The organism is Achromobacter sp. ISS7 (assembly GCF_056523125.1).
Genome location: NZ_JAWRZD010000001.1, coordinates 6008640 through 6026140, shown reverse-complemented (window position 1 = coordinate 6026140; position 17501 = coordinate 6008640). Strand labels below are relative to the sequence as shown.

General features: G+C 69.5%; 17 protein-coding genes. 11 read left to right on the top strand and 6 right to left on the bottom strand.

What is annotated here, in order from left to right:
• Positions 1–4 precede the first annotated feature (4 nt).
• Genes AC1HFW_RS27340 through AC1HFW_RS27330 form a run of 3 tightly spaced genes read left to right on the top strand, consistent with a single transcriptional unit; the run spans position 5 to position 2216 of the window.
• A complete protein-coding gene (locus AC1HFW_RS27340; RefSeq protein WP_006390913.1) occupies positions 5–487 on the top strand; it encodes a molybdenum cofactor biosynthesis protein MoaE in 483 nt (160 codons plus the stop codon).
• Positions 484–1005, top strand: a complete 522-nt coding sequence (gene moaB / locus AC1HFW_RS27335) for a molybdenum cofactor biosynthesis protein B (protein WP_061073585.1) — start codon at positions 484–486, stop codon at positions 1003–1005. Before AC1HFW_RS27340 ends, moaB begins: the two co-directional genes overlap by 4 nt.
• 5 nt (positions 1006–1010) lie before the next feature.
• Positions 1011–2216: a molybdopterin molybdotransferase MoeA gene (locus tag AC1HFW_RS27330; protein ID WP_104021719.1), complete on the top strand. Its 1206-nt coding sequence runs from the start codon at positions 1011–1013 to the stop codon at positions 2214–2216.
• Here the strand turns inward: AC1HFW_RS27330 and mobA are convergent.
• Genes mobA through AC1HFW_RS27315 form a run of 3 tightly spaced genes read right to left on the bottom strand, consistent with a single transcriptional unit; the run spans position 2201 to position 5032 of the window.
• Positions 2201–2833: a molybdenum cofactor guanylyltransferase MobA gene (gene mobA / locus AC1HFW_RS27325; RefSeq protein ID WP_081105160.1), complete on the bottom strand. Its 633-nt coding sequence runs from the start codon at positions 2831–2833 to the stop codon at positions 2201–2203. The two genes, AC1HFW_RS27330 and mobA, sit on opposite strands and share 16 nt — an antisense overlap.
• The gene (gene moaA / locus AC1HFW_RS27320; RefSeq protein WP_061073584.1) at positions 2826–3920 is read right to left on the bottom strand and encodes a GTP 3',8-cyclase MoaA; all 1095 of its coding nucleotides are present in this window, start codon (positions 3918–3920) and stop codon (positions 2826–2828) included. Before moaA ends, mobA begins: the two co-directional genes overlap by 8 nt.
• Before the next feature lie 35 nt (positions 3921–3955).
• A complete protein-coding gene (locus AC1HFW_RS27315; protein WP_061073583.1) occupies positions 3956–5032 on the bottom strand; it encodes a substrate-binding domain-containing protein in 1077 nt (358 codons plus the stop codon).
• Positions 5033–5191: 159 nt separating this feature from the next.
• Between AC1HFW_RS27315 and AC1HFW_RS27310 the strand changes: the two genes are divergently transcribed.
• The 7 genes from AC1HFW_RS27310 to AC1HFW_RS27280 all read left to right on the top strand — a co-directional run bounded on the left by AC1HFW_RS27310 (position 5192) and on the right by AC1HFW_RS27280 (position 14429).
• Positions 5192–5749, top strand: a complete 558-nt coding sequence (locus tag AC1HFW_RS27310) for a formate dehydrogenase subunit gamma (RefSeq protein WP_006390919.1) — start codon at positions 5192–5194, stop codon at positions 5747–5749.
• A complete protein-coding gene (locus AC1HFW_RS27305; RefSeq protein WP_061073582.1) occupies positions 5746–7317 on the top strand; it encodes a formate dehydrogenase beta subunit in 1572 nt (523 codons plus the stop codon). The genes AC1HFW_RS27310 and AC1HFW_RS27305 overlap by 4 nt, the downstream gene beginning before the upstream one ends.
• A gap of 13 nt (positions 7318–7330) precedes the next feature.
• Positions 7331–10207, top strand: a complete 2877-nt coding sequence (gene fdhF, locus AC1HFW_RS27300; protein ID WP_006390921.1) for a formate dehydrogenase subunit alpha — start codon at positions 7331–7333, stop codon at positions 10205–10207.
• 19 nt (positions 10208–10226) lie between these two features.
• Entirely contained in the window at positions 10227–11063 is an 837-nt protein-coding gene (gene fdhD / locus AC1HFW_RS27295) for a formate dehydrogenase accessory sulfurtransferase FdhD (protein ID WP_198487033.1), read from the top strand.
• 5 nt (positions 11064–11068) lie between these two features.
• On the top strand, positions 11069–11326 hold the full coding sequence (locus AC1HFW_RS27290; protein ID WP_006390923.1) for a formate dehydrogenase subunit delta: 258 nt from the start codon (positions 11069–11071) through the stop codon (positions 11324–11326).
• Positions 11327–11473: 147 nt separating this feature from the next.
• Positions 11474–13141: an OFA family MFS transporter gene (locus AC1HFW_RS27285; RefSeq protein ID WP_006390924.1), complete on the top strand. Its 1668-nt coding sequence runs from the start codon at positions 11474–11476 to the stop codon at positions 13139–13141.
• 154 nt (positions 13142–13295) lie between these two features.
• Positions 13296–14429: a methyltransferase gene (locus AC1HFW_RS27280; RefSeq protein ID WP_479285867.1), complete on the top strand. Its 1134-nt coding sequence runs from the start codon at positions 13296–13298 to the stop codon at positions 14427–14429.
• 127 nt (positions 14430–14556) lie between these two features.
• On the opposite strand, the gene AC1HFW_RS27275 is transcribed toward AC1HFW_RS27280, so the two are convergent.
• The 3 genes from AC1HFW_RS27275 to AC1HFW_RS27265 are packed head-to-tail and all read right to left on the bottom strand — an operon-like array spanning position 14557 to position 16379.
• Entirely contained in the window at positions 14557–15246 is a 690-nt protein-coding gene (locus AC1HFW_RS27275; protein WP_061073579.1) for a DUF1345 domain-containing protein, read from the bottom strand.
• Positions 15247–15279: 33 nt separating this feature from the next.
• On the bottom strand, positions 15280–15804 hold the full coding sequence (locus AC1HFW_RS27270) for a chromate transporter (protein WP_006390927.1): 525 nt from the start codon (positions 15802–15804) through the stop codon (positions 15280–15282).
• Positions 15801–16379: a chromate transporter gene (locus tag AC1HFW_RS27265; protein WP_035359414.1), complete on the bottom strand. Its 579-nt coding sequence runs from the start codon at positions 16377–16379 to the stop codon at positions 15801–15803. Before AC1HFW_RS27265 ends, AC1HFW_RS27270 begins: the two co-directional genes overlap by 4 nt.
• Positions 16380–16511: 132 nt before the next feature.
• On the opposite strand from AC1HFW_RS27265, the gene AC1HFW_RS27260 reads away from it, so the two are divergent.
• Positions 16512–17432 carry a LysR family transcriptional regulator gene (locus tag AC1HFW_RS27260; RefSeq protein ID WP_035359416.1) on the top strand — a complete coding sequence of 307 codons (921 nt, stop codon included), beginning with the start codon at positions 16512–16514 and terminating at the stop codon, positions 17430–17432.
• Positions 17433–17501 lie beyond the last annotated feature (69 nt).

Here is a 17501-nt window from a genome sequence, read left to right as displayed (position 1 = left end):
CGCCATGGTCATCGTGCAGGAAGCCGACTTCGACGGCGCCGCGCTCACCGCCGCCCTGCGCGCCAGCGCCGGGCCGGGCGTGGGCGGCATCGTCACCTTCGTGGGCTACGTGCGCGACTACGCGCCGGACACGCCCACCGACACGCTCTACCTGGAACACTACCCCGGCATGTGCGAGCGCGAGCTCGAAGAGATCGCCGCCACCGCCCGCGCGCGCTGGAACCTGGACGGCACCGTGATCGTGCACCGGGTCGGCGCGCTGACGCGCAATGCCCAGATCGTGTTCGTGGCCGCGGCCAGCGCCCATCGCGGCGACGCTTTCCGCGGCTGTGAATTCATCATCGACGCGCTCAAGACCCGCGCGCCCTTCTGGAAGCGCGAAACCCTGGCGGGCGGCGACAGCTTCTGGGTGGAACAGCGCCAATCCGACCAGGACCGCACGCAGTCCTGGGACGCCGACACCCCGCCCCCCAAGGAGACTCCATGAACGACGCCTCCCCCGTTTCGCTGGCTTGCGCCGTGCTGACGGTCAGCGACACCCGCAGCGCCGGCGACGACACGTCCGGCAACCTGCTGGCCAACAGCCTGGCGCAGGCCGGCCACCAGTGCGTGCGGCGCGACATATCCAAGGACAACGTCTACCAGATCCGCCGCGTCATCAGCGACTGGATCGCCGACCCGGAAGTGCAGGTCATCCTGACCACGGGCGGCACCGGCTTCTCGCACGCCGACCACGTGCCGCAGGCCATCCTGCCGCTGCTGGACCGCGAGATCCCCGGCTTCGGCGAGCTGTTCCGCCAGATCTCCTACGAGGAAATCGGCAGTTCGACCATCCAGTCGCGCGCCTTCGCCGGCTCGGCCAACCGGACCCTGCTGTTCTGCCTGCCGGGTTCGAACAACGCCTGCGAGACCGCCTGGAACCGCATCATCCGCGAGCAACTCGACAGCGGCCAGCGCCCCTGCAATTTCGCCACGCACCTCCAACCCCGCGACCAAGACCACTGACGCCCATGCTGGATTTCGACCAAGCCCAGACCCTGCTGGCAAACGCCGCCGCCCCCCTCGCCCGCCGCGAACACGTCGGCCTGGACGAGGCGCCCGGACGCGTGCTGGCGGCCGACCTCGACGCCACGGTGGACATCCCGCCGGCCGACAACAGCGCCATGGACGGCTATGCGCTGCGCCTGGCCGACTGGCAGCCGGGCGCGCGCCTGCCGATCCAGCAGCGCTGCTATGCCGGCGACACGCCGCAGCCGCTCAAGCCTGGCCATGCCATCCGCCTGTTCACCGGCAGCCTGATTCCCGACGGCGCCGACGTGGTGGTGATGCAGGAAGACACGCACGAGGCCGACGACCAGGTCGAGATCACGCGCGAACCGCGCCCGGGCCAGCACATCCGCCAGCGCGGCGAAGACACCCTGGCCGGCGCGCCGCTGCTGGCCGCCGGCACGCAGCTGCAGGCCGCCCACGTGGCGCTGCTGGCCTCGCAGGGCCTGGCCAGCGTGCCGGTGTTCGGCCGCCTGCGCGTGGGCATCCTGACCACCGGCGACGAACTGGTGCCGCCCGGCGGCGCGCGCGAAACGGCGCAGATCTACAACTCCAACGGCCCGATGCTGGCGGCGCTGGTGCGCGGCATGGCGGCGGAACCGGCATTGGTGCTGCATGCGCGCGACACCGAGGAAGACCTGCGCGGCGCCTTCAAGACGCTGCTGGCCGAATGCGACCTGGTGCTGAGCGTGGGCGGCGTGTCCGTCGGCGAGCGCGACCTGGTCAAGCCCGCGCTGGCCGCGCTGGGTGGAGAACTGTCGCTGTGGAAGGTGCGCATGAAGCCGGGCAAGCCGGTGGCGCTGGCCATGATCGGCGACAAGCCGGTGGTCAGCCTGCCGGGCAATCCGGTGTCGGCCTACGCGGTGTTCGCCATGCTGGTGTCGCCGCTGGTGCGCCGCATGCAGGGCCGCGAGGAACTGTTCCCGCCGGTCAGCCGGCTGCCGCTGCGCACCGAGCATCCGCGCCAGGACAGCCGCGAGGAATTCCTGCGCGTGCAGCGCCGCGCCGCCGATGACGGCAATGCCGAACTGGTGCCGTACGGCCACCAGGGTTCCGGGGTGATCAGTTCATTGCCGTGGTCGACCGGCCTGGCGCGCCTGCCAGCCGACATTCAGGTACAGGACCGCGACCGCGTGCCCTACTACGACCTGCGTCACTGGCTGGCGTAGCGCTCGGCCGCCGCCAGTTCCTCGGGCGTGTTCAGGTTCATGAACGCGCCGGGCGCGCCAGGTACGTCATCGAACGGCGCGCCCACGCCCCCCACCCGCGACTGCCACAGGCCGACCTTGCGTTCGCCGGCCGCCAGGTAGTCGCGCAACACCGGCAGCAGGGTCGTGCGCAGCGCCATGCAGGCCGGATGGCGCTGGCCGTCGGCCATCGCGTAGGCCAGCGGCGCGCCCGCCGCCCGCGCCGCCGCGATCAGGCGTTCGGCCAGGTCGGGCGGCAGGAACGGGGTGTCGCACGGCGCCACCACCAGCCACTCGCACGGCGCGGCCGCCGCCAGGCCCGCGGCCAGGCCTGCCAGCGGCCCCTGCCAGGCGCCCAATGCGTCGGTGTCGTCGGCCACCACCCGGCCATAGCGGGCGTAGATATCGGCATTGCGGTTGGCGCTGAGAATCAGCGGCCCGACCTGCGGCGCCAGGCGCCGCGCCACGTGCGCCACCAGCGGTTCGCCGGCCAGCGGCACCAGGCCTTTGTCATGACCCTGCATGCGCGAACCCTGGCCGCCGGCCAGGATCAGGCCGGCCACGCGTTGCCGGTCGAAAGCGGGCGCGGGATCAGCCACCGATGTAGCTCATCTCGACTTTGCGCGCCGGGTCGGCCATGTTGCGGCCGCGCTGTTCGGAATAGTTGTCGCCCCGGACGGCCCAGATGCCGGTGAGGATGGCGGCCAGCTCGTCGTCGCTGGCGCCGTCGCGCAGCGGCGCGCGCAGGTCGTGGCCTTCGTGTCCGAACAGGCACAGGAACAGCTTGCCTTCCGGCGACAGGCGCGCGCGCGTACAGCCGCCGCAGAAGGCCTGGGTGACGCTGGAGATGACGCCGATCTCGCCGGCGCCGTCGCGGTAACGCCAGCGTTCGGCGACGCGGCCCATGTCGTCGGTGGAGATCGGTTCGAGCGCATGGACCGCGCCGATGCGCGCCAGCACTTCCTCGCTGGGCACCACTTCGGTCAGGTTCCAGCCGTTGGTGTTGCCCACGTCCATGTATTCGATGAAGCGCAGGATGTGGCCGCTGCCGCGAAAGCGCTCGGCCATCGGCAGGATCTGCGCGTCGTTCAGCCCGCGCCGCACCACCATGTTGACCTTGACGGGCGCCAGCCCGGCCGCGGCGGCGGCATCGATGCCGCGCAGCACGTCGTCGGGCGTGAAGCCGCTGTCGCTCATGTCCTGGAACATGGAGGCGTCCAGCGCGTCCAGGCTGACGGTGACGCGCGTCAGCCCCGCGTCCTTGAGCACCGCGGCCTTGCGTTCGAGCAGGCTGCCGTTGGTGGTGAGCGTCAGTTCGAGCGGATGCCCGGCGGGCGTGCGCAGCCCGGACAGCAGGCCCACCAGGTTTTCCACATGCTTGCGCAGCAGCGGCTCGCCGCCGGTCAGGCGGATCTTCTCGACGCCCAGGCGGGTGAAGATGCCGGCCAGCCGCGCAATTTCCTCGAACGACAGCAGGTCGGAATGGCGCATGAAGGCATAGCTGGTGTCGAACACCTCGCGCGGCATGCAATAGGTGCAGCGGAAATTGCAGCGATCGGTGACCGAAATGCGAAGGTCGCGCAGCGGCCGCGCGCGGCGGTCGAGCGCGGGCTGGCCCGCGGCCGGCGGCGCGACGGGCGCCGGACGGTCGGTGCGGCGATCAGCCAGGAGGATCACTTTGCTCATGGGAACATCATAGCCCGGCGCCCGTGGCGGCGCGCCTAGGAAAATGCCTCTTGAAGGGTCTGCAGGCGGCCGGTATCGCGGGCGTCGTAGCCGATCAGCTGACCGACGTAACCGACGTAATCGGCGCTGCGCATGATGGACAGCAGGTCGCGCATGGCGGGAGTCTCCAGCGCGCTCTTGCGGATGGCGAAGAAATAGCGCTCGCGCACCAGCGGGATGAAATCCAGGCCGAAGCGGCAGGCGGCGGTTTCCACGCCCACGCCGGTGTCGGCCATGCCGCTGGCGATGTGGGCGGCGATCGCCATGTGGGTGAATTCGTTGGTTTCGTAGCCCTGCACCTCGCTGATCGAGACGCCGGCGCGCTGCAGCATCAGGCCGACCAGATAGCGGGTGCTGGAGCCGATCTGGCGGTTGACGAAGCGCACGTCCTGGCGCGCCAGGTCGGCCATGCCGGTGATGCGCTTGGGGTTGCCGGCCACCACGAACAGCCCGGTATTGCGCACCGCCAGGTGGATCAGCAGGTATTCGTCGGCATGCAGCCACTGCGCGTAGCGATCCATGATGGGCGCCTCGAAGTCGCCCAGCGGCACCTGGAAGCCCGCCAGGTCGCATTCGTGCCGCTCGAGCGAGGCCAGCGCCTCGATCGCGGTGCGGTAGCGCAGTTCCAGCCCGGGCTTGCGCGCGCCCATGTGCTCCATCAGCGATTCCACCGCGAAGCCGTGGCTGGCGTGCAGCCGCAGGTGCGGGTCGTTTTCCGGCAGCAGCCGCGCCAGTTCTTCCTGCAGTTCGGAGGCCAGGCTGTCGAGCGTGGGCATCAGCCGCGCCTCGATGCGGCGGTTGGCCCACAGCAGGCGCTGCGCGAACGGCGACAGCTGCGTACCCTGGCGCCGGTTGGTGATCAGCAGTTGGGTGGCGAAGATGCCCTCGAAACGGCGCAGCACGCCCCAGGCGTGGCGGTATGACAGGCCACAGGCGCGACAGGCGCCGGCGATGTTGCCGGTGGCGTCGATGGCGGCCAGCAAGGCCAGCATGTCCTGCAGCGGCACCGGGTCGCCATCGTCTCCGCCCAAGGTCCATTGCGGCCGCAGGCCGATTCGGAACTTATATGTCATTTATTTCTTATTGAAGGCGATTAATTACCTGTTTAGAGTACACAAATAACGCGGGGCATGGGAAGTTTATATGTTTTTTTATGCATATAAATCAACCTGGCGTCCCATCACAACAGAACCCCTCCCTACGGGGTCCCAGCACTACTGGAGGAGACCGCCATGCGTCAGCGCGAGGCAAAATCCGATCTGGCATCCACGGGCGGCGCCCGTGGCGGCCCCCTGGCCCTGGACGCCGCCCAGGCGTCCGCCAGCCCCGCGGTCGCGGCCACCGCCCGCATCCTGGCCCGCCTGAAAGACCAGCCCGGCCCGTTGCTGCCGGTGCTGCACGCGGTCCAGCATGAACTGGGCTGTATTCCGGCCGAGGCGGTGCAGACCATCGCCGAGGCCCTGAACCTGTCCCGCGCCGAAGTCCACGGCGTCATCACCTTCTACCCCCATTTCCGTGGCGAACCCGCCGGCCGCCACACGCTGGAAGTGTGCCGCGCGGAGTCCTGCCAGGCGATGGGCGGCGAACAGCTGGCCGAGCACGCGCGCCAGGCGCTGGGCTGTGATTTCCATGCCAGCACGCGCGACGGCGACTTCACGCTCGAGCCGGTGTACTGCCTGGGCCTGTGCGCCCAGTCGCCGGCGGTGATGCTGGACGGCCAGCCGCACGCCCGCGTCACGCCGGCCAAGCTCGACCGCCTGCTGCATCGCGTACGGGAGGCCGGCCAATGAGCACCCCCACCCTGATCTACGTGCCGCGCGACGCCGCGGCGCTGGCCATGGACGCCGACGCGGTGGCCGCCGCCATCGAGCTGGCCGCCGACGAACGCGGCCTGGCCGTGCAGGTGGTGCGCAACGGTTCGCGCGGCCTGCTGTGGCTGGAACCGCTGGTCGAGATATCCACGCCCGAGGGCCGCCTGGCCTACGGGCCGGTGCAGCCCGAGGACGTGCCGGCGCTGTTCGACGCCGGCTGGCTGGCGGGCGGCGAACATCCGCTGCGCCTGGGGCTGACCGAGGAAATCCCCTATCTCAAGCAGCAGGAACGCCTGACCTTCGCCCGGGTCGGCGTGATCGATCCGCTGTCGCTGCAGGACTACGCCGCGCACGGCGGCCTGCAGGGCCTGAAGCGCGCGCTGGCCATGGAGCCGGCCGCCATCGTCGAAGAGATGGTCACCTCCGGCCTGCGCGGGCGCGGCGGCGCGGCCTTTCCCACCGGCATCAAGTGGAAGACCGTGCTGGGCTCGCCCGCCGACCGCAAGTACATCGTCTGCAACGCCGACGAGGGCGATTCGGGCACCTTCGCCGACCGCCTGCTGATGGAAGGCGACCCCTACGTGCTGATCGAGGGCATGACCATCGCCGGCCTGGCGGTGGGCGCGACCTACGGCTATATCTACGTGCGTTCCGAATACCCGCACGCCATTGCCACGCTCGAAGCCGCCATCGAACGGGCGCGCAGCGTCGGCTGGCTGGGTGACGACGTGCATGGCAGCGGCCGCCGCTTCGACCTGGAAGTGCGCAAGGGCGCCGGCGCCTACATCTGCGGCGAAGAGACCTCGCTGCTGGAAAGCATCGAGGGCAAGCGCGGCGTGGTGCGCGCCAAGCCGCCGCTGCCGGCGATCTCCGGCCTGTTCGGCAGGCCCACCGTCATCAACAACGTGATCTCGCTGGCCACCGTGCCGATCATCCTGGCCAAGGGCGCGGCCTATTACCGCGACTACGGCGTGGGCCGCTCGCACGGCACGCTGCCGTTCCAGCTGGCCGGCAACCTCAAGCAGGGCGGGCTGGTGGAAAAGGCCTTCGGCCTGAGCCTGCGCGACCTGCTGTACACCTTCGGCGGCGGCAGCGCCTCCGGCCGGCCTCTGCGCGCGGTGCAGGTCGGCGGGCCGCTGGGCGCCTACCTGCCGGAATCGCAATGGGACGTGCCGCTGGACTACGAAGCCTATGTCCAGATCTCGGCCATGATCGGCCACGGCGGACTGGTGGCGTTCGACGACAGCGTCGACATGATGCGCATGGCGCGCTACGCCATGGAGTTCTGTGCCATCGAGTCCTGTGGCAAGTGCACGCCCTGTCGCATCGGGTCGACCCGCGGCGTGGAAACCCTGGACAAGATCGCCGCCGGCGGTCCGGGGCGCGAACAGCAGGTGCACCTGCTGCGCGACCTGTGCGACACCATGCTGGGCGGATCGCTGTGCGCGCTGGGGGGCATGGCGCCCTACCCGGTGCTGTCCGCGCTGAACCATTTCCCGCAGGACTTCGGCATCGAGTCCTCGCAATCCGCCGCCCACCCCGCCTGAAGCCGAGACCGCCATGCTAGAAACCGTCATCAAGCGCGACCGCGATCTGGGCACCCCGGCGCGGGTGTCCGAAAAGACCGTCACCCTGACCATCGATGGCCAGGAAATCACCGTGGCCGAAGGCACGTCGCTGATGCGCGCGGCCGCCGAGGCCGGCATCAACATCCCCAAGCTGTGCGCCACCGACAGCCTGGAGCCGTTCGGCTCGTGCCGCCTGTGCCTGGTGCAGATCGAGGGCCGCCGCGGCTATCCGGCGTCGTGCACCACGCCAGCCGAGAACGGCATGGTGGTCTTCACCGAAACGCCCAAGCTGCACGACCTGCGGCGCGGCGTGATGGAGCTGTACATCTCCGACCATCCGCTGGACTGCCTGACCTGCCCGGCCAACGGCGACTGCGAGCTGCAGGACATGGCCGGCGTGGTGGGCCTGCGCAACGTGCGCTACGGCTACGACGGCGCCAATCACCTCAAGAGCGAGAAGGACGAGTCCAACCCGTACTTCACCTACGACGCCTCCAAGTGCATCGTCTGCAACCGCTGCGTGCGCGCCTGCGAGGAAACCCAGGGCACCTTCGCGCTGACCATTTCCGGCAAGGGCTTCGAATCGCGCGTGTCGCCGGGGCAGGACCAGCCGTTCCTGGAAAGCGAATGCGTGTCCTGCGGCGCCTGCGTGCAGGCCTGTCCGACCTCGACCCTGCAGGAAAAGACCGTCATCATGATGGGCCAGGCCGAGCACTCGGTGGTCACCACCTGCGCCTATTGCGGCGTGGGCTGCGGTTTCAAGGCCGAGATGAAGGGCCAGGAAGTGGTGCGCATGGTGCCGTGGAAGGACGGCCAGGCCAACCGCGGCCACTCCTGCGTCAAGGGCCGCTTCGCCTGGGGCTACGCCACCCACAAGGAGCGCGTGCTCAAGCCGATGATCCGCAAGCGCATCACCGATTCCTGGAAGGAAGTGTCGTGGGAAGAGGCGATCGACTATGCCGCCTCGGAATTCCGCCGCATCCAGGGCCAGTACGGCCGCGACGCGGTCGGCGGCATCACCTCGTCGCGCTGCACCAATGAGGAAACCTGGCTGGTGCAGAAGCTGGTGCGCGCCGCCTTCGGCACCAACAACGTCGACACCTGCGCCCGCGTCTGCCATTCGCCCACCGGCTATGGCCTGAAACAGACGCTGGGCGAATCCGCCGGCACCCAGACCTTCGACTCGGTGATGCACACCGACGTGGTGATCGTCATGGGCGCCAACCCGTCCAGCGGCCACCCGGTGTTCGCCTCGCGCCTGAAGCGCCGCCTGCGCCAGGGCGCGCGGCTGATCGTGATCGACCCGCGCCGCATCGAGCTGGTGAGCTCGCCGCACATCAAGGCCGACTTCCACCTGCAGGTGCGTCCCGGCACCAACACCGCGCTGCTGTCGTCGCTGGCCCACGTGATCGCCACCGAAGGCCTGATCGACGAGGCCTTCGTGGCCGAGCGCTGCGAGGCCAAGGCGTTCCAGGAATGGCGCGACTTCGTGTCGCTGCCCGAGAATTCGCCCGAAGCCATGGCCGAGATCACCGGCGTGCCGGCGCAGGCCGTGCGCGGCGCGGCGCGCCTGTTCGCCACCGGCGGCAACGGCTCGATCTATTACGGCCTGGGCGTGACCGAGCACAGCCAGGGGTCGACCACCGTCATGGCCATCGCCAACCTGGCCATGGCCACCGGCAACGTCGGCCGCGAAGGCGTGGGCGTGAACCCGCTGCGCGGCCAGAACAACGTGCAGGGCTCATGCGACATGGGCTCGTTCCCGCACGAACTGCCGGGCTACCGCCACATCTCCGACAACACGGTGCGGGCGCAGTTCGAGCAGGACTGGGGCGTGACGCTGCAACCCGAGCCGGGCCTGCGCATTCCCAACATGTTCGAGGCCGCGCTGGGGGGCACCTTCAAGGGCCTGTACTGCCAGGGCGAGGACATCGTGCAGTCCGACCCCAACACGCAGCACGTGGCGGCGTCGCTGGCGGCGATGGAATGCATCGTGGTGCAGGACCTGTTCCTGAACGAGACCGCCAAGTACGCGCACGTGTTCCTGCCGGGCTCGTCGTTCCTGGAAAAGGACGGCACCTTCACCAACGCCGAGCGCCGCATCTCGCGCGTGCGCAAGGTGATGGAACCGAAGAACGGCAAGTCCGACTGGGAAGTGACCGTGGCGCTGTCGAACGCGCTGGGCTACCCCATGAACTACCGCCACCCGCGCGAGATCATGGAAGAGATCGCGCGCCTGACGCCGACCTTCAGCGGCGTCAGCTACGAGAAACTGGACAAGCTGGGCAGCCTGCAATGGCCGTGCAACGACGACGCGCCCGAGGGCACGCCGATCATGCACATCGACGCCTTCGTGCGCGGCAAGGGCAAGTTCATGATCACCAAGTACGTGCCGACCGACGAGCGCAGCACGCGCCGCTTCCCGCTGCTCCTGACCACCGGCCGCATCCTGTCGCAATACAACGTGGGCGCGCAGACCCGCCGCACGCCCAACGTCATGTGGCATAGCGAAGACGTGCTGGAGATCCATCCGCAGGACGCCGAGGACCGTGGCGTGAACGAAGGCGACTGGGTCGGCATCCAGAGCCGCTCGGGCGAGACCGTGCTGCGCGCAACCCTGACCGACCGGGTGCAACCGGGCGTGGTATACACCACCTTCCACTTCCCCGAGTCCGGCGCCAACGTCGTCACCACCGACAGTTCCGACTGGGCCACCAACTGCCCCGAGTACAAGGTCACGGCGGTGCAGGTCACGCGCGTGTCCCAGCCGTCGGAATGGCAGCGGCAATGGTCGCGCTTCGCGGACATCCAGCAGAAGCTGCTGCGTGAGCGCTCGCGCGAGAACGAAGCCGTGACGTCGGGGAAATAACCCGACAGCCGAGCCCGCCATGGACCACAGCGCCCCTCCCCCTTCCTCCCGCCCCGAGCTCGTGGCGGCCCAGGTGACCCGCGTTCGGGCCGGCGCCATCGCGCCCGGCGCCGAAGGCGACAACCTGGCCGAGGAAACGCCGGTGGCGCTGGAGTTCAACGGCATCAGCCACGCCACCATGCTGGCCACGCCCGCCGACCTGGAGGACTTCGCCGTCGGCTTCTCTCTGTCGGAAGGCATCATCGACAGCGTGGCCGACGTGCGCGGCATCGACGTGCTGCCGCAGTGCGACGGCATCGTGGTGCAACTCGAAATCTCCAGCGCCTGCGAGGCGCGCCTGAAATCGCGCCGCCGCGCCATGGCCGGCCGCACCGGCTGCGGACTGTGCGGCGTCGAAACGCTGCCCGAGGTGCTGCGGCCGGTGGCGCCGGTGCCGGCCGGCGCGCCCGTGCCGGTGGGCGCGGTGCTGCGGGCGATGCGCGACATGCGCGCGCGCCAGGCGCTGCATGACCTGACCGGCGCCACCCACGCGGCCGGCTGGGCCGGCGCGGACGGCGCCGTGGCGCTGGTGCGCGAGGACGTGGGCCGCCACAACGCGCTCGACAAGCTGGTCGGCGCGCTGGCGCGCCAGGGGCTGTCCGCCGCGCACGGCGTAGTGCTGGTATCGAGCCGCGCCAGTTTCGAGATGGTGCAGAAGACCGCCGCGGCCGGCGTCGGCATCCTGGCGGCGGTATCGGCCCCCACCGCGCTGGCCGTACGGCTGGCCGACAGCGCCGGCATCGCGCTGCTGGGCTTTTTGCGCAATGACGACGCCACCCTGTATTCCCACCCTGAACGCATCACTTCGCAGACCTGACACGCATGGAAATCGGCAACCTGATCCGCATGGCCAACCGCATCGGCCAATTCTTCGAAGCCATGCCGCTGCGCCCCGAGGCGGTGGAAGGCGTGGCCAACCATATCCACAAATTCTGGGAGCCCCGCATGCGCAACGAGCTGCTGGACTTCCTGGCCCGGCAGCCCGATGGCGATGCCGGCGAGCAACAGTTGCATCCCCTGGTGCTGGAGGCGGTCACGCAGAACCGCGAGCGCCTGACCCCGCTGGCGCGGGTGCCCTGACCGGCGCGCGCGCCACGGCCGACCCGCGCGCCGCCAGCCGGTGCGCGAGCGCAGCAAGCTTTACCGCAGCAAAGGGTTCAACAAGAAGCGGCGGGACTGGATTTTTCCCGCCCACGCCGCTATAAAGCCGCACCCCGAGGAGACCTCATGGAAAGCACTGCAACACTCGACCTGCCCGGCGCCAAGCCGGGTTTCCTGGACAAGGAACGCACCATCGCCGGACCGGGTTTTTCCCGCTGGCTGGTACCCCCGGCCGCCCTGGCCATCCACCTGTGCATCGGCATGGCCTATGGCTTCTCGGTGTTCTGGCTGCCGCTGTCCAAGGCGGTCGGCGGCGCCCAGCCGCTGGCCTGCCCGCCCGACATGAGCCTGGTGGCCGAGCTGTTCACCACCAGTTGCGACTGGAAGATCTCCACCATGGGGTGGATGTACACGCTGTTCTTCGTGCTGCTGGGCTGCTCGGCGGCGCTGTGGGGCGGCTGGCTGGAACGCGCCGGCCCGCGCAAGGCGGGCGTGGTGTCGGCGCTGTGCTGGTGCGGCGGCCTGGTGATCTCGGCCTTCGGCGTCTACCTGCACCAGATGTGGATGCTGTGGCTGGGCTCGGGCGTCATCGGCGGCATCGGGCTGGGGCTGGGCTACATCTCGCCGGTCAGCACGCTGATCAAGTGGTTCCCGGACCGCCGCGGCATGGCGACCGGCATGGCCATCATGGGCTTCGGCGGCGGCGCCATGATCGGCGCGCCGCTGGCCGACCTGCTGATGCGCCACTTCGCCACGCCGACGTCGCCGGGCGTGTGGCAGACCTTCCTGACCATGGCGCTGGTGTACTTCATCTTCATGATGTCGGGCGCGCTGGGCTACCGCGTGCCGCCCACCGGCTGGAAGCCGGAGGGCTGGACCGCCCCCGCCAAGCATGCCAATAACGCCATGATCACCAAGGGCCACGTGCACGTGAAGCGGGTCTGGGGCGTGCCGCAGTTCTGGCTGGTGTGGCTGGTGCTGTGCCTGAACGTGACCGCCGGCATCGGCATCCTGGGCATGGCCTCGCCGCTGCTGCAGGAAGTGTTCGGCGGCGGCCTGATCAACAAGCCGGAACTGGGCTTTGGCCAGCTCGACAAGGCCCAGCTGGCCTCGATCGCCGCCATCGCCGCGGGCTTCACCGGCCTGCTGAGCCTGTTCAACATCGGCGGCCGCTTCTTCTGGGCCAGCCTGTCGGACAAGCTGGGCCGCAAGATGACCTACCTGATCTTCTTCGTGCTGGGCTTCGTGCTGTACGCGGCGATTCCCTGGACCGCGCACATGGGCGCGCTGGCGCTGTTCGTGGCGGCCTTCTGCGTCATCCTGTCGATGTACGGCGGCGGCTTCGCCACCGTGCCGGCCTACCTGGCGGACCTGTTCGGCACGCAGATGGTCGGCGCCATCCACGGCCGCCTGCTGACGGCCTGGTCGGCCGCGGGCATCTTCGGGCCGGTGCTGGTGAACTACATCCGCGAATACCAGCTGTCCATCGGCGTGCCGCGGGCGCAGGTATATGACATCACCATGTACATCCTGGCGGGCATGCTGGTGCTGGGCTTCCTGTGCAACCTGGCGATCCGCCCGGTGAACCCCAAGTACTTCATGACCGACGAGGAACTGGCGCGCGAGAAGGCCCTGGCGCATGAACGCGCGGCGGCGGCCGAGACCCACGGCGTGGGCGCCTCGACCTTCCGCACGCCGGCGGCGCTGGTGCTGTTCGCCTGGGCCTGCGTCGGCATCCCGCTGGCCTGGGGCATCTGGATCACGCTGCAGAAGGCCGTGGTGCTGTTCCACTGATACGGCCCCGACGGGCGGCGCCAGGCGCCGCCCGCCGCCCCCGAAGGCGCGAAGCTGCTACATTGGCAGACCGCGCCTTTTTTCTTTTTTCCCCTGGATTTCCCTGTTTCATGACCGCCTTGCCCCTGAAGCCCGCCTTGCCCGGAGCGTCCCGTTGACCCAGCCTGAACTGCATTGGACAGAGGGCGAGGCCCCTGACCAGACCCACCACACCGCCCGCTGGCGCTCGGAATCCGGCGCCACGCCGCCCAAGCGCGTGGTGCTGGCCGACGACCGCACCACGGCGGACGTGGCCTATCGCCTGGCTTGCGAAGGCGTGGGCCTGCTGTGGCGCGGCGACTTCCAGAATGCGCGCCAGTTGCTGCAGGCCATCACGCGCCGGGTCGACAAGCGCCCGCGCAAGCCGGTGGAAAGCATGCTGGAGGCCTTCAACCAACATCGCCAGATCCAGTCGCAGCGCGCCCGCATCCTCGGCATGCTGTTGATTCCGTTCGACGCCGGCCACGGCATTTCGCTGCGCCGCGCGCCGGATGCGCGGCAGGCCTGCGAAGAGGCCCACGGCCCCGCCAACGAACCCTACGTGGCGTCGCTGCGCGAGCTGCTGGGCCTGATCGGCGCCTTCGAATGGCGCAAAAAGGGCGTGGAGATCCCCGCGCTGGACAACCGCATCCACCCGCACTATGGCGTGTTTTCGCCGTTGCGCGGCGAGTACATCGACCTGGTGGCGCGCACCCCGATGCCGCGCGGCAGCGTGGCGTTCGATATCGGCACCGGCACCGGCGTGCTGGCGGCCGTGCTGGCGCGCCGCGGCGGCAAGCGCGTCATCGCCACCGACATGGACCCGCGGGCGCTGGCCTGCGCCCGCGAAAACCTCCAACGGCTCGGCCTGGCGCAGCAGGTCGAGGTGGTCGAAGCGGACCTGTTCCCCGAAGGCCGGGTGTCGCTGGCGGTCTGCAACCCGCCGTGGCTGCCGGCCCGCCCCAGCTCGCCCGTCGAGCACGCGATCTACGACCCCGACAGCCGCATGCTGCGCGGCTTCCTGAACGGACTGCCGACGCACCTGACGCCCAATGGCGAGGGCTGGCTGATCCTGTCGGACCTGGCCGAACACCTGGGCCTGCGCACCCGCGAGCAATTGCTGGAGATGATCGAGCAGGCCGGCCTGCGCGTAGTGGAACGCATCGACACGCGGCCCACCCATGGCCGCGCCAAGGATGCCGAGGACCCGCTGTACGCGGCGCGCTCCAAGGAAGTGACGTCGCTGTGGCGCCTGGCCGCCGCGGCCTGAGCGCGACCGGCCTGTCCGGTTGGAAAAAAAGCCCCCACGCTACGCGGGTCGCTGCCCCCCCGAGGGGGCTTTTTTTTGCCTTGGGGCGGCCCCGGCAAAAAAAGCCCGGCCCCGCGGCCGGGCTTTTTCATGCCCGTCCCGCCGCCACGTTGACGCTGATGGCGATGATGAAGACGTTGAAGAAGAAGGCGATGACGCTGTGCATCAGCGCCGTGCGCCGCAGCCGGCGGCTGACGATCTGCACGTCGGACACCTGGAACGTCATGCCCAGCACCAGCGAGAAGTAGGCGAAGTCCCAGTAGTCGGGATCTTCCTTGCCCGGGAAGTCCAGGCCCTTGTGCATGCCGTTGCGATGGCTGTAGTAGCCATGCGCATAGTGCAGCGCGAAGATCATGTTCATGTAGAGCCACGACAGCACGATGCTGGCGGCCGCCGCGATCAGGTCGGTCACGCCCTCGATACCGCCGGCGGCGCGCATTTCCGTCCATAGCGCCAGCATCACCAGGCACGACAGCAGCACGCTGCTCCAGAGCACGGCGCTGCGGCCGACGTCGACCTGCTGCGCCCGCACCCGCATGGCCGCGGGCGTCGCCTTGCCGAAGGCGGCGCCGGTCAGCAGCAGGAACACCAGCGCGGCAAGGTCAAAGCCCAACAGGCCCGCGCGGCTCGGCGTCAGGCCGGCGCGCCACAACCCCACCGCCACCGCGACGAACAGCAGCCCGCACAGCACCAGGCGCCGGTGCGCATGGAAAAACGGCAGCGGCGCGACGCCGGCCTGGGTCGAGTCGGTATCCGGATCCTTGACCGGCAGCGTCATGACGGGCTCCCACGCGTGGCAAGAGCCTCCACGCTAACCGATCGCGAGCAATCCCACCAGCGCGCCGCCGAACAGCAGCCATAGCGGGTGGATCCGCGTCGCGCTGCCCAGCAGCGCCACCACCGCGGTGATGGCGCCCAGCAGCCATGAGTGGACCGAGGCCTCGGTGATCAGCGCGGCGCTGGCGGCCACCAGGCCCACTGTCATCGGGAAGATGCCGGCCTGGATCACGCCGCGCCACGGGCGGTCCTTGAAGCGTTCCCACAGCCCCAGGGCGATGATGGTGATGATCGAGGACGGCCCGAACTTGGCCAGCGTGGTGACCAGCATGCCGGCCCAGCCGGCCACGTGCCAGCCGACCAGCGTGACGACCATCAGGTTGGGGCCCGGCGCCGCCTGCCCCAGGGCGAACAGCGCGGAGAAATCGGCGGCCGTCATCCAGCCGTGCACCTCCACGACCTGGCGCTGCATCTCGGGCAGGATGGTGTTGCCGCCGCCGAAGGCCAGCACCGACAGCTGCGAGAAAATGATGGCGAGGGCGATCAGGGTCTGGATCATCGGCGTTGCCTCCAGACCAGCAGGATGCTCAGGGGCGTGAGCACCGCCATGGTCGGCAGCAGCGGGATGCGCAGCACCGCGATGGCGATGAAACAGGCGGTGGCCACCGTGCCGGCCAGCCAGTCGCGGCGCTTGAGCACCGGCACGCCGATCTTGACCGCCATCGAGATCAGCAGCCCCGCCGCCGCGGCCGCCAGGCCGGCGAACAGGTGCTGGATGTGCGGATCGTTCTGGAAGCGGTCGTAGACCATGCCCAGCAGCACCACGATGGCCGAGGGCGCCAGGATCAGCCCCATCAGCGCCGCGAAGGCGCCGCGCGGGCCGCGGAACTTCATGCCCAGCGCCACCGACAGGTTGATGATGTTGCCACCCGGCAGGAACTGGCACAGCCCCAGCAGGTCGGTGAATTCGGCCCCGGACAGCCAGCGGTGCTTTTCGACCACCATGCGCCGCGCCAGCGGCAGCGCGCCGCCGAAGGCGGTCAGGCCGAGCATGAGGAATCCGTAGAACAGTTGCCCGCAGGTGGGCGGCGGCCGCGTGGCGGCGTCGGGGGAATCAGGTGCTGCTGCGTTCATTGTCGTGTGGCCGTGGCCGGTCCGCGAAGCACCGGCGCGGCGGCGCCGGGAGTGAAGGAATAGCTCGCAGCCTACTCTCGCGACAAGATAATGTCTAATATATGACTGGTTAAACATTCATATTCAATGCATATGGCATCCGTCGATCTGCGGTTGTTGCGCTATTTCCTGGCGGTGGCCGAGGAATCCCACCTGACCAAGGCGGCCGCCCGGCTGGGCATCCGCCAGCCCCCACTCAGCCAGCAGATCCGCGTGCTGGAACAGGAGCTGGGGGTCACGCTGTTCCACCGGCTGCCGCGCGGCATGGAGCTGACCGAAAGCGGCCGAGCGCTGCTGGCCGATGCCCGCAGCATCCTGGCGCTGGTCGACCAGGCGGTCGACGGCGTGCGGCGGGTGTCGCTGGGCGAGGCCGGCCGGCTGACGGTGGGCTTCACCGGCTCGGCCGCCTTTCACCCGTTCGTGCCGTCCGTGATCCGGCGCTTTCGCGAAAGCGCGCCGCAGGTGCGGCTGGTGCTGGAGGAAAGCAGCACCGGCGAACTGATGGAGGACGTGCGCGCCGGCCGGGTCGACGTCGCCTTCATCCGCGGCGCGCACGGCGCCGATCGCGGCGTGGCGGTCGAGAGCGTGCTGGAGGAAACCATGCTGGCCGCCTTTCCCGCCGACCATCCGATGGTCAAGGGGCGGACCCGCAAGCGCATCGCGCTGTCGGAACTGGCCGAGGAATCGCTGATCCTGTACCGCCGCCACAGCGGTCCCGGCCTGTACGACGCCATCATCTCGGGCTGCCGCGCCGCCGGCTTCAGCCCGCGGGTGGCGCAGGAGGCGCCGCGCGTGCTGTCCACATTGAGCCTGGTGGCGGCAGGCCTGGGCGTGTCGCTGGTGCCGGCGTCACTGCGCCGGGTCAACATCGAGGGCGTGGTGTACGTCAACGTCAGCGGCCCGGTGGAACTGCGCGCGCCGCTCACCCTGATCTGGCGCGACGCGCCGCTGTCCGGCGCGACCCGCCGGCTGATCGAGGAAGTGCGCGCGCATCGCGAGACGCCGGAAGACTAGGCTGCCCACACGGAAAGGAGCGGTGGAGACAGGCCCCGGGGCGCTACACTGGGCGCCATCCTGGCTCTC